Raw genomic sequence first — 13,957 nt, forward strand, 5'->3', positions numbered from 1 at the left:
GTGCCCCGGCGGCAGCGCCCGGTTCGCGCGGCCGCCGCCGGTGCCCCTGTGACAGGTGATGCGGATGGGGTAGACGGGGCAGATGGGGCTGCTGGTGATGTGGATCACTTATGCGTTTCCGGCCGAGGGCCCCGGGCAGGCGCGGCCATCGGAGCGAAGCACGCCCGGACCGTACGGCCCGGCGCGGGCGGAGGCGGGCCGGACCCGCCGGGCTCCACGGCCCGCCGGCGGGGGTGGCGGGCCGTTTCCCGGTTCTACGCGTGAGGTGTATGTGTCCAGGCTCCAGGCCGAGCACTTGTACAAGGTGTTCGGCAGACGACCCGACGAAGCGGTGACCCGGCTCGAAGGAGGCGCCGACCGCGAGGAACTGCGCGCCGACGGCACGACCGCGGCCGTCATCGACGCCTCGTTCACGGTCGAGCCCGGACAGATCTTCGTCGTCATGGGCCTGTCGGGCTCCGGCAAGTCCACGCTGCTGCGCATGCTCAACGGGCTCCTGGAGCCCACCTCCGGCCGTGTCCTCTTCGACGGGCAGGACCTGACGGCGATCGGCGACCGCGAGCTGCGGACCGTGCGCTCCACCCGGATCAGCATGGTCTTCCAGCACTTCGCGCTCTTCCCGCACCGCAGCGTCCTGGAGAACGCCGGTTACGGCCTGGAGGTCCAGGGGATCGCCCGCGAGGAGCGCGAGCGCCGCGCCACCGAGGCGCTGGAACTCGTCGGCCTCGCGGGCTGGGAGAAGTCCTGGCCCGACGAGCTGTCCGGCGGTATGCAGCAGCGCGTCGGCCTCGCCCGCGCGCTGGCCACCGACGCCGACCTGCTGCTGATGGACGAGTCGTTCAGCGCGCTGGACCCGTTGATCCGCCGGGACATGCAGGACCAGCTCCTGGTCCTCCAGAAGCGCCTGAAGAAGACCATCGTCTTCATCACGCACGACCTCAACGAGGCCATGCGGCTGGGCGACTCGATCGCCGTCATGCGCGACGGGCGGATCGTCCAGCTCGGCACCGCCGAGGACATCCTCGTCACCCCGGCCAACGACTACGTCGCCTCCTTCACCCAGGACGTGGACCGCTCCCGGGTGCTCACCGCGGGCGCGATCATGGCCGATGTGGAGACCGCCTTCGGGATGCGCACCGACAGCGGCAAGGAGATCCGTGGGCGGGCCGGCGTGCTGGAGGCGGCCCCGGCCACCGTCACCGCCGGCACCCCGATCATCGAGCTGTTCACCCCCTGCGGCCGCAGCGGCGCACCCGTCGCCGTGACCGACGAGGAGGGCGAGCTGATCGGCGTGGTGCCCCGGGCCCGGCTGCTGTCCGTGCTCGGCGAGCCGATGACCCCCGAGGACGCGCCCGCGGCCCCGGGCCTCACCAAGGGCCCCGCGAAGGGCTCCGTGCGCACCGACGGGCCGGACTCCGTGGAGAAGGCGGTGGCCCGTGCCTAGGCTCACCCTCGGCGAGTGGGTCGACAACGGTGTCGACTGGCTCCAGCTCCATCTCTCCTGGCTGTTCGACGCGATCAGCTCACTCGTCTCCGGCCTGTACGACGGCGTCTACGCGGTCCTCTCCGCCCCCGAGCCGCTGCTCTTCGCCGGCGTCCTCGCCGTCGCCGCCTGGTGGCTGCGCGGGCTGACCGCCGGTGTGCTCGCCTTCGCCGGCTTCGCGCTCATCGACTCCGTCGAGCTGTGGGACGACGCCATGTCGACCCTCTCCCTGGTCCTCGTCGCCACCCTGGTCACCCTGGTGATCTCGGTGCCGCTCGGTGTCTGGGCCTCGCGCTCCAAGGCGGTCAGCGCGGTCACCCGGCCGGTGCTCGACTTCATGCAGACGATGCCCGCGATGGTCTATCTGATCCCCGGCATCATCTTCTTCGGCGTCGGCGTGGTCCCCGGCATCATCGCCACGATCATCTTCTCGCTGCCGCCCGGCGTCCGGATGACCGAACTCGGCATCCGGCAGGTCGACGGCGAACTGGTCGAGGCCGCCGAGGCGTTCGGCACCACCCGGCGCAACACCCTGCTCCGGGTGCAGCTCCCGCTCGCCCTGCCGACCATCATGGCCGGCATCAACCAGGTCATCATGCTCGGCCTCTCCATGGTCGTCATCGCGGGCATGGTCGGCGGCGGCGGCCTCGGCGGCGCGGTCTACCGCGCCATCGGCAACGTGGACGTGGGCCTCGGCTTCGAGGCGGGCGTCTCCATCGTCATCCTCGCCATGTACCTGGACCGGATCACCGGCGCGCTGGGCACCCAGGTCTCCCCGCTCGGCCGCCGCGCCCTCGCCAAGGCACGGGCCGCGGCCGGCGGGGCCAAGATCTGGAACCACCGCCCGCAGCCCGTCGTCGCCGTCGCCGGGATGCTGGTCCTCGCGCTCGTCGCGGGCGGCCTCGGGGTGTTCGGCGGCGCCAAGTCCGCCACCGCCGGGGACCCGGACGACATCGGCAAGGGCACCGAGCTCTCCGTCGGCTACATCCCCTGGGACGAGGGCATCGCCTCCACCTTCCTCTGGAAGGAACTCCTGGAGCGCAAGGGCTTCGAGGTCGACACCAAGCAGCTGGAGGCCGGTTCGCTCTACACCGGCCTCGCCGGCGGCCAGATCGACTTCCAGACCGACGCCTGGCTCCCCGTCACCCACGCCTCCTACATGGAGAAGTACGGCGACAGGATGGAGGACCTGGGCTCCTGGTACGGCCCCACCTCCCTGGAGCTGTCCGTCCCCTCCTACGTCAAGGGCGTCGACTCCCTCGACGATCTCAAGGGGCGCGCGGACGAGTTCAAGGGCCGCATCGTCGGCATCGAGCCCAGCGCCGGCATGATGGGCCTCCTCAAGGACGAGGTCCTCAAGGAGTACGGCCTGGAGGGCGAGTACAAGGTCGTCGACGGCTCCACGCCCGGCATGCTCGCCGAGCTGAAGCGCGCGTACGACAAGAAGGAGCCGGTCCTCACCACCCTCTGGTCGCCGCACTGGGCCTACAGCGCCTACGACCTGAGGAAGCTCAAGGACCCCAAGGGCTCCTGGGGCAAGGGCGACGGCGTGCACACCCTCGCCCGCAAGGGCTTCGGCGCCGAGAACCCGCAGGTCGCCACGTGGCTCAAGGGCTTCGAGATGACCGAGGAGCAGCTCACCGGTCTGGAGGCGAAGATCCAGGAGACCGGCAAGGGCAAGGAGCAGGAGGCCGTCCGCGCCTGGCTGGACGAGAACCCCGGCCTCGCCGAGAAGTGGACCCCCACCGGCACGGCCGGGAAGTCCGCCGGCGGCAAGACGAGCGCGAACGCCCGCTGAACGTGGCCTGGTTCCCGTGGGAGAGGGCCGGATCGCCGGCACCGCCTCGCACCGCTGCGGCCCGCGCCGACCGCAGCGGGGTGCGGTAGCCGTGCCATAGCACACGGGCGCGTTCAGAGGGGTGGGTCCCGCCGATCCGGCGGGACCCACCCCTTTTGCGTCGCCATATCCGGCACCGCGGGCCCCCGGAGCCCTTGTCCTGCCGTCTTGGCGAGTACGGAGGGGCGGATGCTGCGTATGGTGAGACAGGACCCAGGGGAGGGGAGCCCACCCGATGGACGCGAAGGACGCGAAGGACCCCAAGGAGAGGGAGGAACCTCTCCGCGTGGGGGCGGCCGTGCGCAAACGCCGCCGCGCCCTGCGCCTCACCCTCGCCGCCGTCTCCGCCCGCAGCGGACTGTCCGTGCCTTTCCTCAGCCAGGTCGAGAACGAGCGGGCCCGCCCGAGCGACCGCTCCCTCCAGCGCATCGCCGACGCCCTGGACACCACCGTCGGCACCCTGCTGGCCGCCTCCGACACCACCCGCACCGTGGACCTGGTCCGGGCCGGCGAGGACGCCCACCCCGGCGGACCGGAGGGCTCCCGCTCCCTGGTGCGCGGCCGGCACCAGCTGCGGGCCGTGGAGTTCAGCGGCGAGCACCAGACCGAGGGCGAGTTCAGCCACCGCAACGACGAGCTGATGTACGTCGCCGACGGCGCGGTGGAGGTGGAGGCCGAGGGGCGCGCCCACCGGCTCGGCCCCGGCGACTCGCTCTTCCTCTCCGGCGGGGTCCGCCACCGCTGGCGGGCGACCGGCCCGGACACCCGCATCCTGCTCGTCGCCGTCGCCGACCACATCTCCGCCACCCCGGCCCCCCGGACCTGACCGGTGCGCGTCGTCTCCCTGGTGCCCTCGCTCACCGAGGCCGTCGCCGTGACCGCCCCCGGGCTCCTCGTCGGCGCCACCGACTGGTGCAGCCACCCCGCCGGACTGGACGTGGCCCGGATCGGCGGCACCAAGAACCCGGACACCGCCGCCGTCGCCGCCCTGCGCCCCGATCTGGTGATCGCCAACGAGGAGGAGAACCGCGTCCCCGACCTGGACGCCCTGCGCGCCGCCGGCCTGCGGGTCCTGGTCACCGAGGTGCGCACGCTGGAGACGGCCTTCACCGAACTGCACCGGGTCCTGGTCGAGGGCTGCGGGCTCGACCGGCCCGCCTGGCTCGACGAGGCCGAGGCCGCCTGGGCCGCCGTCCGGCCCGTGGGGGAGGCCGCCGGGGGCGCGGGGGCAGCCGCCCCGGCCCCCGTCCGGGCCGTCGTGCCGATCTGGCGCCGGCCGTGGATGGTCCTGGGCCGCGACACCTTCGCCGGGGACCTGCTGGCCCGCCTCGGCGTCGCCAACGCCTACGCGGACCACGCCGAGCGCTACCCCCGCGTCCCCCTGGACGAGCTGCGCGCCTCGGGCGCCGACCTGGTCGTCCTCCCCGACGAGCCGTACGCCTTCGGCCCGGACGACGGCCCCGAGGCGTTCCCCGGGCTGCCCGCCGCGCTCCTCGACGGGCGCGCCCTGACCTGGTACGGCCCCTCCCTGGTCACCGCCCCGGCGGTGCTGGGCGCGGCGCTCGCAGCAGCTCGCCCCGGAGCAGCCCCCGGGCCGTGAGCGCCGCCGCGACGGCCCACGCCGCGAGGAGGGCGGCGTACAGGACGGCGGCCAGCCAGGCGTACGCCGTCAGTCCGGTCCGCTCGGCCAGCACCTGCGCCCCCGTCACACAGGTGCCCACCGGGAAGGTGAAGGCCCACCAGCCCAGCGTGAACGGCATCCCCGCGCGCCCCGCTCGCACCACCATCGCGACCGCGAGCGCCAGCCACAGCAGGGCGAAGCCCAGCACCGGGACGCCGTGGACCACCGCCAGCACCGCGAGCCCCCGCGCGTACGGCTCCCCGATCGCGCCGGGCGCCGCGTCGGCCAGCTTGCCCACGGCCGTGGTCGACTGCCCGAGCGGCCCCAGGACCAGGAAGAGCGACGGCGTCAGCGCGAGGGGCAGCGGGCCGTGGTGCAGCAGCCGGGCGAAGACCACCGGCAGGATCAGCAGCGTGGCCAGCAGGCTCAGCCCGAACATCGCCCAGCAGCCCAGCAGCAGCGCCTCCCGGGCCTGCCCGGCCGGCAGGTGCGGCACCAGCAGGGGCCCGGTCGCCGCCGCCACCATCGGCGCGACCACCGGCAGCAGCCACACCGGGGTCGCGCTCCCGGGCCACCCGGTGCCGCACCACCATCAGACACGGCACGGCCACGGCCACCACGAGACCAGTCGCGGTCCCGGCCGTGAACAGGGCGGCGGCGACCGGGAGGGCCGCCGGGCCCAGCAGGTCCCGGCCCGCCGTCGTCGCCCCGGCGCCCACCGCGAGCAGCGCCATCGACAGACAGCCGTAGAACGGGGCCACCGCCGGGTCCAGCAGCTCGGCCCGCACCTGGTCCGGATAGCGGGCCCGGCGCACGGCGCGCACGGTGAGCAGGACGGCCAGCAGCAGGGCGGACAGGGCCCAGACACCGGTCGCGCCGGCCCGGAGGGCGGTCGTGACGGCGGACGGGAGGCCGAGTCCGGCGAGGCCCGCGCCGCCCGGCGCCGAGGCGAGCCCCCAGCCGGCGGTGCCGACCGCCGCCGTGCCCATCACCGAGGCGTACCAGTTCGGGCCGAGGCGGCGGAGGGACGGCCGCCCCGGCACCCGGTCCGCGGCGGACGGCACCGGTCCGGCGGGGACCGGGGGAGGGGTGGACGGCGCGGTGAGGGTGACCATGGGCGTCACTCTCGCGCCGGAACCGGGGCCCCACCAGGGATCATGCCCCTATCACCCCATAAGCTGGTCTTATGACCGACCAGCCGGAGCATGTGCCGCTCGCCCACCGGGTGCCCGATCTGGGTGCCCTGGAACTGCTGCTCGCCGTCGCCCGGCACGGCAGCCTGGGCCGGGCGGCCCGCGAGGTCGGCATCACCCAGCCCGCCGCGAGCAGCCGGGTCCGCTCGATGGAACGGCAGCTCGGCGTCGCCCTCGTCGAGCGCTCCCCGCGCGGCTCCCGCCTCACCGAGGCGGGGGCGCTGGTCACCGACTGGGCCCGGCGCGTGGTGGAGGCCGCGGAAGCCTTCGACGCGGGGGCGCAGGCGCTGCGCGGGCGGCGCGACTCCCGGCTGCGGGTCGCGGCCAGTATGACCATCGCCGAGTACCTGCTGCCGGGCTGGCTGATCGCGCTGCGGGCCGGACGCCCGGACACCGCCGTCTCCCTGCTCGCCGGGAACTCCGCCGCGGTCGCCGAACGGCTCCTCGCCGGGGAGGCCGACCTCGGCTTCGTCGAGGGGCTGAGCGTGCCGGAGGGGCTGGACGGGACGGTCGTCGGCCACGACCGGCTCTTCGTGGTCGCCGCGCCAGGGCACCCGTGGGCCCGGCGGCGCCGGAGCCCGCTCACCCCGGCGGAGCTGGCCGCCGCGCCGCTGGTGCTGCGCGAGCGGGGCTCCGGGACCCGGCAGGTCCTCGACTCGGCCCTCTCCGCGTACGGCGGCCTGGCGGCCCCGCTGCTGGAGCTGGCCTCCACGACGGCGGTGAAGGCGGCGGCGGTGAGCGGCGCGGGCCCGGCGGTCCTCAGCGAACTCGCGGTCACCGAGGAACTGGCCTCGCGCCGCCTCGTCCGCGTCCCGGTGGAGGACGTCCGCCTCGACCGCGACCTGCGCGCCGTCTGGCCCCAGGGCCACCGCCCGACGGGCCCGGCCCGGGACCTGCTGGGGCTGACCCGGGGGTAGGCGGGGGCGGGCGGGGACCCGGGGCGCGCGGCGGGGACCCGGGGCGCGCGGGGCGGGGCGGCCGCGGCCCGGTCAGGCCCCGGTCGCCGCCGCCACCAGGCCCGACATCACGCGGGTGTCCGTGCCCATCTCCGGGTGCCACTGGACGCCCAGCACCCAGCCCGGCGCCGGGGCGTCCCCGCCCGGCGGCCCGGCCGTCTCGACCGCCTCCACCGTGCCGTCCTCCGCGTACGCGGAGGCCACCAGGCCCTCGCCGAGGCGGTCCACCGACTGGTGGTGGTAGGTGGGCACCGACGCCGCCTCCGGGACCAGTGAGGCGTACCGGGTGCCCGGTACGGGCTTGACCGAGTGCGCGCCGAAGAGGCCGAGGGTGGTGCCCGCCGGGCCGCCGGTGTGGCCGTCGAGGTGCTGGACGAGGGTGCCGCCGCAGGCCACGTTCAGCAGCTGCATGCCCCGGCAGATCCCGAGCAGCGGTGTCCCGGCGTCGATCGCGGCGCGGACGAGGGCCAGTTCCCACGCGTCCCGCTCGGGGGCCGGCGGGCCGGTGCGGTCCGAGCGTTTCGCGCCGTAGCGCGCGGGGTCCACGTCCGGGCCGCCCGCGACGACCAGGCCGTCGAGGCGGGCCAGGACCGCCGCCGCCCGCGCCGGGTCGTCCGGCGGGAGCATCACGGCGAGGCCGCCTGCCGCCCGCACCAGCCGCGGGTAGGCGGCCGGCAGCAGGGCCGCTGGCATGTCCCACACGCCCCAGCGGGCGGAGGACTCCAGATAGGTGCTGATACCGATGAGCGGTGGGGTCACGAGCATGTCCTCAGGTGCGATCCAGCTCCGCCTCGGCCGCCGCCAGCGCCGCGAACTCCTCCTCGGGCGCCCGGGCGACCAGACGGTGTCGACTGTAGAGAGCGAAGTAGGCCAGGGCCACCGCGTACACGACGAGCGCGGTGAACGCGGCGTCCTTGTCCACCAGGAAGGTCGCCACCAGCGCGGAGAGCGCTAGGACGAAGGCGACCGAGGAGGTCGCGATCCCGCCCGGGGTGCGGTACGGGCGGTGCAGCTCCGGCTCCCGGCGGCGGAGCACGATGTGGGAGAGGGCCATCAGCGCGTAGCTGATGGTCGCGCCGAAGACGGCGATGTTCAGCATCCGCGCGCCGTTCCCGGTGCCCGCGGCGAGCGCGAAGCCGATCGCGCCCGGGATCAGCAGCCCCAGGTAGGGCGACTTGCGGCGGCTGGTGAGGGAGAGGAAGCGCGGCAGGTAGCCGGCCCGGGAGAGGGCGAACAGCTGCCGGGACCCGGCGTAGATCAGCGAGAAGAAGGAGGCGACCAGACCGGCGAGGCCCGCGTAGTTGACGAAGCGGCTCAGCGGGGTCGGGTCGCCGTCGCCCTGGAGCGCGACGACCAGCGGGTTGCCGGCCTCCTGGATGGCGGCCGAACCGCGCGCGCCGCTCGCCGCGAAGAAGGTCAGCAGGGCCAGCAGCACCAGGATGCCCATGGAGACGGCCAGCGCCCGGGGCATGGAGCGCACCGGGTCCTTCGCCTCCTCGGCGGCCAGCGGCACGCCCTCCACCCCGAGGAAGAACCACATCCCGAAGGGGAACGCCGCCCAGATGCCCAGCAGCCCGTACGGCAGCCAGGAGTTGGCGCCGAACGCCTCCTCGTCGACCGGGATGTCGTTCAGCCCGGACGCCGAGAACTCGGTGAACGCGCCCACCGCGAAGATCAGCAGGGCGGCCACGGCGACCGCCGTCACGATCAGGCTGAAGCGCAGGGCCTCGCCCACGCCCCAGAGGTGGATGCCGATGAAGATCGCGAAGCAGGCGAGGTAGACCGGCCAGGACGACTCCAGGCCGAACAGCCCCAGGGACTCCACGTAGTCGCCGATGAAGATGGAGATCGCGGCGGGCGCGAGGATGTACTCGATGAGGATGGCGGTGCCGGTGAGGAAGCCGCCCCAGGTGCCCAGCGCCCGCCGGGCGAAGCCGTAACCGCCGCCCGCCGTGGGCAGGATGGCCGACAGCTCGGCCAGCGCGAAGACGAGACAGGCGTACATGGTGCCCATGAGGAGCATGGCGACGGCGAGACCGCCGAAACCGCCCTCGGAGAGCCCGATGTTCCAGCCGGAGTAGTCGCCGGAGACGACGTAGGCGACGCCGAGACCGGTCAGCAGCAGCCAGCCGGCGCTGCCCCGGCGCAGGGCGCGCCGCTTGAGATAGGCGTCCCCCTCGGCCTCGGCGGGGGAGGAGGCCGGGGACGCCGTGGACGGGGTGCGCGAGGTGGTGCCTTCAGCCATGGGTCGCTCCTGGCTCAGGTCAAAGGTTTGTGCGCACACCTTTGCGGTCCGGTGTTCGGCCGCGCAAGCCCCCTGCGCAAATGCGGTGTTACGGATCGGTCGCGGAACCCCTCACGGAACCCCTCACGGAACGAGTCGCGGAACGGGTTGCCGAACGGCCCTCGGCGCGGGCATCCCCGGCCCGGCTCAGGCGCGTCCCAGGAAGCCGCGCAGCAGGGCCGCGGTGCCCTCGCAGTGCTCCCGCATCACCTCGCGCGCGGCGTCCGCGTCCCCGTCCAGGACCGCCTCCACCAGGGCGGTGTGCTGGTGCTGGGAGTGCTCCAGGTTCCGCACCAGCAGCGGGATGCAGTCCAGCAGGTCGTTGAGGGTGGCCCGGACGGCCGCGTACCGGGCGGTCAGCGAGGGTGATCCGGACAGTTCGGCCAGGGTGAGGTGGAGCAGGGTGTCCTGCTTGCGGTAGTCGGCCAGCGGCGCGTCATGGGTGGCCGCCAGGGCGGCCCGCAGTCGCTCCGCCCCCGACGCGCTCAGCCCGTGCGCGGCGCACAGGCCCGCCGCGCCCGTCTCCAGCACCTCCCGGAAGCGCAGGGTGTCCTCCACGTCCACGCCCGCGACCCGCCGGCGCAGCTCGTCCTCGCCGTGGCCGCCGGGGCGGTGCAGCACGAAGGTGCCCCCGTAGCGGCCGCGCCGGCTCTCCACCAGGCCCTGGTCGGTGAGGACCTTGAGCACTTCGCGCAGGGTGACCCGGCTGATGCCCATGCGCTCGGCGAGTTCGCGCTCCGCGGGCAGCCGCTCGCCGGCCGAGACCAGGCCCAGTCGCAGCAGTTGCAGGATCTGCTCCAGTGCCTCCTCGAAGCCGTTGCCCGCCCGCACGGTGCGCAGCACCGCGGTCAGCCGGTCGGGTGCGGTGCCCTTCGGGCCGGTGCCGTCCGTCGCGCCGCCGCCGTTCCCGGGGCTCTCGCCGTGTTCCGTGCCGTCCGTTGTCGCCACCTCGCCGTTTCCCCTTCCCAATCAAAGGTCTCCCGCAATACCTTATGACTCCGACCGACCGGCTGACCCCTAGGAGGCGTTGTCCCGTGGCAGACCGCACACCCCCGCTCGCTCTCGACGATCTGCGCGTGCGGGTCGAACGGGGCGAGATCGACACCGTCGTCCTGGCCTTCCCCGACATGCAGGGACGCCTCCAGGGCAAGCGGTTCGCCGCCCGGTTCTTCCTGGACGAGGTCGCCGAGCACGGTACCGAGGGCTGCAACTACCTGCTCGCCGTCGACACCGAGATGAACACGGTCGGCGGCTACGCCATGTCCTCCTGGGAGAACGGGTACGGCGACTTCGCCATGCACCCCGACTTCGCCACCCTGCGGCACATCCCCTGGCACGAGGGCACCGCCCTGGTCGTCGCCGACCTCGCGCTGCACGACGGCTCGCCCGTGCCCGCCGCACCCCGCCAGATCCTCCGCCGCCAGCTCGACCGGCTCGCCGAGCTGGGCCTCAGCGCCCATGTCGGCACCGAGCTGGAGTTCATCGTCTTCAAGGACACCTACGAACAGGCCTGGGACCGCGACTACCGCGGCCTCACCCCGGCCAACCAGTACAACGTCGACTACTCCGTCCTCGGCACCGGCCGGATCGAGCCCCTGCTGCGCCGCATCCGCAACGAGATGGCCGGCGCCGGGCTCACCGTGGAGTCGGCCAAGGGGGAGTGCAACCCCGGCCAGCACGAGATCGCCTTCAAGTACGACGAGGCCCTGGTCACCTGCGACCACCACGCCGTCTACAAGACCGGCGCCAAGGAGATCGCCGCGCAGGAGGGCGTCTCGCTCACCTTCATGGCCAAGTACAACGAGCGCGAGGGCAACTCCTGCCACATCCACCTCTCCCTCCAGGACGCCGACGGGAACAACGCCATGGCCGGCGACGGCCCCGGCGGGATGTCCCCGCTGATGCGGCACTTCCTCGCCGGGCAGCTCGCCGCGCTGCGCGAGTTCTCCCTCCTCTACGCGCCGAACATCAACTCCTACAAGCGCTTCCAGCCCGGCTCCTTCGCCCCCACCGCCGTCGCCTGGGGCCACGACAACCGCACCTGCGCCCTGCGCGTGGTCGGCCACGGCCGCTCGATGCGCTTCGAGAACCGGCTCCCCGGCGGCGACGTCAACCCCTACCTCGCCGTCGCCGGCCTGGTGGCCGCGGGCCTGCACGGCGTCGAGCAGAAGCTCGAACTCCCCGACGCCTGTACCGGCAGCGCCTACGACGCCGGATACGACCGCGTCCCCACCACCCTCCGCGAGGCGGCCGAGCTGTGGGAGACCAGCACCGTCGCCAAGGCGGCCTTCGGCGAGGAGGTCGTCGACCACTACCGCAACATGGCCCGCGTCGAACTCGAAGCCTTCGACGCCGCCGTCACCGACTGGGAGCTGCGCCGCTCCTTCGAACGCCTGTGAGGCCCCCTGTGTCCGACACCGCGCACGCCCCCGAGGCGCTCGACGTCCTCGACCCGGCCACCGAGAAGGTCGTCGCCACCGTCCCCGCGGCCGGCGCCGCCGAGGTGGACGCCGCCGTCGCCCGTGCCGCCACCGCCCAGCGCGCCTGGGCCGCCGCCGCCCCCGCCGACCGGGCCCGACTGCTCCGCCGTTTCGCCTCCGTCGTCGACGACCACAACGAGGAACTCGCCCGCCTGGAGGTCGGCGAGGCGGGCCACACCATCGGCAACGCCCGCTGGGAGGCCGGCAACGTCCGCGATCTCCTCGACTACGCGGCCGGCGGCGTCGAGCGGCTGACCGGCCGTCAGATCCCGGTGCCCGGCGGCCTCGACATCACCCTCCTGGAACCCCTCGGCGTGGTCGGCGTCATCGCCCCCTGGAACTTCCCGATGCCGATCGCGGCCTGGGGCACCGCCCCCGCCCTCGCCGCGGGCAACGCCGTGATCCTCAAGCCGGCCGAGACCACCCCGCTCACCGCCCTGCGCCTCGCCGAACTCGCCCTGGACGCCGGGCTCCCCGAGGGTCTGTTCCAGGTGCTGCCGGGGCGCGGCGACATCGCGGGGGAGGCCCTGGTCCGCCACCCCGGCGTCGCGAAGATCGTCTTCACCGGCTCCACCCGCGTCGGCAAGCGGATCATGGCGCTCTGCGCGGAACGCGTGAAGCGGCTCACCCTCGAACTCGGCGGCAAGAGCCCCAACATCGTCTTCGCCGACGCCGACCTGGAGAAGGCCGCGGCCGCCACCCCGATGTCCTTCCTGGACAACAGCGGCCAGGACTGCTGCGCCCGCACCCGCGTCCTGGTGCAGCGCTCGGTCTACGACCGCTTCCTCGGCCTCCTCGCCCCGGCGATCGAGTCCGTCGTCGTCGGCGACCCCTGGGACGAACGCACCCAGATGGGCCCGCTGATCTCCCGGGCCCAGCTCGACCGGGTCCGCTCCTACGTCCCCGAGGACGCCGAGGCGATCCGCGGCAGCGCGCCCGCCGGCCCCGGCTTCTGGTTCCCGCCGACCGTCCTCACCGGCCTCGCGCCCGACGCCCCCGCCGCCCGCGAGGAGGTCTTCGGCCCCGTCGCCGTCGTCCTCCCCTTCGACGACGAGGAGGACGCCGTCCGGCTCGCCAACGCCACCGACTACGGCCTCTCCGGCTCCATCTGGACCCGGGACGTGGGCCGCGCCCTGCGGGTCTCCGGCGCGGTCGCCGCCGGGAACCTCTCCGTCAACTCCCACTCCAGCGTCCGCTACTGGACCCCCTTCGGCGGCTACGGGCAGTCCGGCCTCGGCCGGGAACTCGGCCCCGACGCCCTCACCGCTTTCACCGAGACCAAGAACGTCTTCATCAGCACGGAGGCCTGACCATGACCGACACTTCCCTCTGCCGCCGCCTGGTCGGACGCACCGCCGTGATCACCGGGGCGGGCAGCGGCATCGGCCTCGCCACCGCGCGCCGGCTCGCCTCCGAGGGCGCGCGCGTCGTCTGCGCCGACATCGACGAGCAGGCCGGCAAGGCCGCCGCCGACGAGGTCGGCGGGATCTTCGTCCGGGTGGACGTCACCGACGCCGAGCAGGTCGAGGCCCTGTTCCGGACCGCGTTCGAGACCTATGGCAGCGTCGACATCGCCTTCAACAACGCGGGCATCTCGCCGCCCGACGACGACTCCATCCTGGAGACCGGCCTGGAGGCGTGGAAGCGCGTCCAGGAGGTCAACCTGACCTCCGTCTACCTCTGCTGCAAGGCGGCCATCCCCTATATGCGGCGCCAGGGCAAGGGGTCGATCATCAACACCGCCTCCTTCGTGGCGCGGATGGGCGCGGCCACCTCGCAGATCTCGTACACCGCGTCCAAGGGCGGGGTGCTGGCGATGTCCCGCGAACTGGGTGTGCAGTTCGCCCGCGAGGGCATCCGGGTCAACGCGCTCTGCCCGGGGCCGGTCAACACCCCGCTCCTCCAGGAGCTGTTCGCCAAGGACCCGGAGCGGGCCGCCCGCCGCCTGGTCCACATCCCGGTGGGCCGCTTCGCCGACGCGGAGGAGATCGCGGCGGCGGTGGCCTTCCTCGCGAGCGACGACTCCTCCTTCGTCAACGCGACGGACTTCCTGGTGGACGGGGGGATCTCGGGGGCGTACGTCACCCCGGTGTAGGCGGCGGT

At 73.9% G+C, this 13,957-nt stretch carries 10 protein-coding genes and 2 pseudogenes; 8 read left to right on the forward strand and 4 right to left on the reverse strand.

Annotated elements, in window-relative coordinates; translation table 11 throughout:
* The first annotated feature begins 271 nt into the window (after positions 1-271).
* The 4 genes and pseudogenes from ABZ457_RS16060 (at position 272) to ABZ457_RS16075 (ending at position 4,920) form a co-directional block, all read left to right on the forward strand.
* Positions 272-1,444 (forward strand): glycine betaine/L-proline ABC transporter ATP-binding protein, encoded by a 1,173-nt coding sequence (locus ABZ457_RS16060; protein ID WP_359158146.1) that lies wholly within the window; start codon positions 272-274, stop codon positions 1,442-1,444.
* A pseudogene (locus ABZ457_RS16065) lies at positions 1,437-3,370 on the forward strand (ABC transporter permease/substrate binding protein). Before ABZ457_RS16060 ends, ABZ457_RS16065 begins: the two are co-directional and overlap by 8 nt.
* A gap of 185 nt (positions 3,371-3,555) precedes the next feature.
* Positions 3,556-4,146 carry an XRE family transcriptional regulator gene (locus ABZ457_RS16070; protein WP_359158147.1) on the forward strand — a complete coding sequence of 197 codons (591 nt, stop codon included), beginning with the start codon at positions 3,556-3,558 and terminating at the stop codon, positions 4,144-4,146.
* 3 nt (positions 4,147-4,149) lie between these two features.
* The gene (locus tag ABZ457_RS16075; protein ID WP_359158148.1) at positions 4,150-4,920 is read left to right on the forward strand and encodes a helical backbone metal receptor; all 771 of its coding nucleotides are present in this window, start codon (positions 4,150-4,152) and stop codon (positions 4,918-4,920) included.
* Here the strand turns inward: ABZ457_RS16075 and ABZ457_RS16080 are convergent.
* Positions 4,853-6,056: pseudogene (locus tag ABZ457_RS16080) on the reverse strand (TDT family transporter). The gene ABZ457_RS16075 and the pseudogene ABZ457_RS16080 overlap by 68 nt on opposite strands.
* A 71-nt stretch (positions 6,057-6,127) precedes the next feature.
* Here ABZ457_RS16080 and ABZ457_RS16085 point away from each other — a divergent pair.
* Positions 6,128-7,051: a LysR family transcriptional regulator gene (locus tag ABZ457_RS16085; protein WP_359158149.1), complete on the forward strand. Its 924-nt coding sequence runs from the start codon at positions 6,128-6,130 to the stop codon at positions 7,049-7,051.
* A 72-nt stretch (positions 7,052-7,123) separates the two neighbouring features.
* Here the strand turns inward: ABZ457_RS16085 and ABZ457_RS16090 are convergent, their stop codons facing one another.
* From ABZ457_RS16090 to ABZ457_RS16100, 3 genes are all read right to left on the reverse strand, one after another.
* The gene (locus ABZ457_RS16090) at positions 7,124-7,855 is read right to left on the reverse strand and encodes a gamma-glutamyl-gamma-aminobutyrate hydrolase family protein (protein WP_359158150.1); all 732 of its coding nucleotides are present in this window, start codon (positions 7,853-7,855) and stop codon (positions 7,124-7,126) included.
* A 4-nt stretch (positions 7,856-7,859) separates the two neighbouring features.
* Positions 7,860-9,335, reverse strand: a complete 1,476-nt coding sequence (gene eat, locus ABZ457_RS16095; protein WP_359158151.1) for an ethanolamine permease — start codon at positions 9,333-9,335, stop codon at positions 7,860-7,862.
* A 186-nt stretch (positions 9,336-9,521) separates the two neighbouring features.
* Complete coding sequence (locus tag ABZ457_RS16100) at positions 9,522-10,226, reverse strand: FCD domain-containing protein (protein ID WP_359158188.1); 705 nt, start codon at positions 10,224-10,226, stop codon at positions 9,522-9,524.
* A 182-nt stretch (positions 10,227-10,408) separates the two neighbouring features.
* Between ABZ457_RS16100 and ABZ457_RS16105 the strand changes: the two genes are divergently transcribed.
* Genes ABZ457_RS16105 through ABZ457_RS16115 form a run of 3 tightly spaced genes read left to right on the forward strand, consistent with a single transcriptional unit; the run spans position 10,409 to position 13,949 of the window.
* Entirely contained in the window at positions 10,409-11,773 is a 1,365-nt protein-coding gene (locus tag ABZ457_RS16105; RefSeq protein WP_359158153.1) for a glutamine synthetase family protein, read from the forward strand.
* An 8-nt stretch (positions 11,774-11,781) separates the two neighbouring features.
* Complete coding sequence (locus ABZ457_RS16110; RefSeq protein WP_359158154.1) at positions 11,782-13,164, forward strand: aldehyde dehydrogenase family protein; 1,383 nt, start codon at positions 11,782-11,784, stop codon at positions 13,162-13,164.
* Between the two features lie 2 nt (positions 13,165-13,166).
* Positions 13,167-13,949 carry a 3-oxoacyl-ACP reductase gene (locus tag ABZ457_RS16115; RefSeq protein WP_359158155.1) on the forward strand — a complete coding sequence of 261 codons (783 nt, stop codon included), beginning with the start codon at positions 13,167-13,169 and terminating at the stop codon, positions 13,947-13,949.
* The last annotated feature ends 8 nt before the right edge of the window (positions 13,950-13,957 follow it).

The sequence above is a fragment of the Streptomyces sp. NPDC005805 genome (assembly GCF_040630445.1).
Lineage (GTDB): Bacteria > Actinomycetota > Actinomycetes > Streptomycetales > Streptomycetaceae > Streptomyces.

Coding starts and splice junctions, on each gene's coding strand:
- ABZ457_RS16070 (WP_359158147.1), top strand. CDS start 3,556: ATGGACGCGAAGGACGCGAAGGACCCCAAGGAGAGGGAGGAACCTCTC.
- ABZ457_RS16085 (WP_359158149.1), top strand. CDS start 6,128: ATGACCGACCAGCCGGAGCATGTGCCGCTCGCCCACCGGGTGCCCGAT.
- ABZ457_RS16090 (WP_359158150.1), bottom strand. CDS start 7,855: ATGCTCGTGACCCCACCGCTCATCGGTATCAGCACCTATCTGGAGTCC.
- eat (WP_359158151.1), bottom strand. CDS start 9,335: ATGGCTGAAGGCACCACCTCGCGCACCCCGTCCACGGCGTCCCCGGCC.
- ABZ457_RS16115 (WP_359158155.1), top strand. CDS start 13,167: ATGACCGACACTTCCCTCTGCCGCCGCCTGGTCGGACGCACCGCCGTG.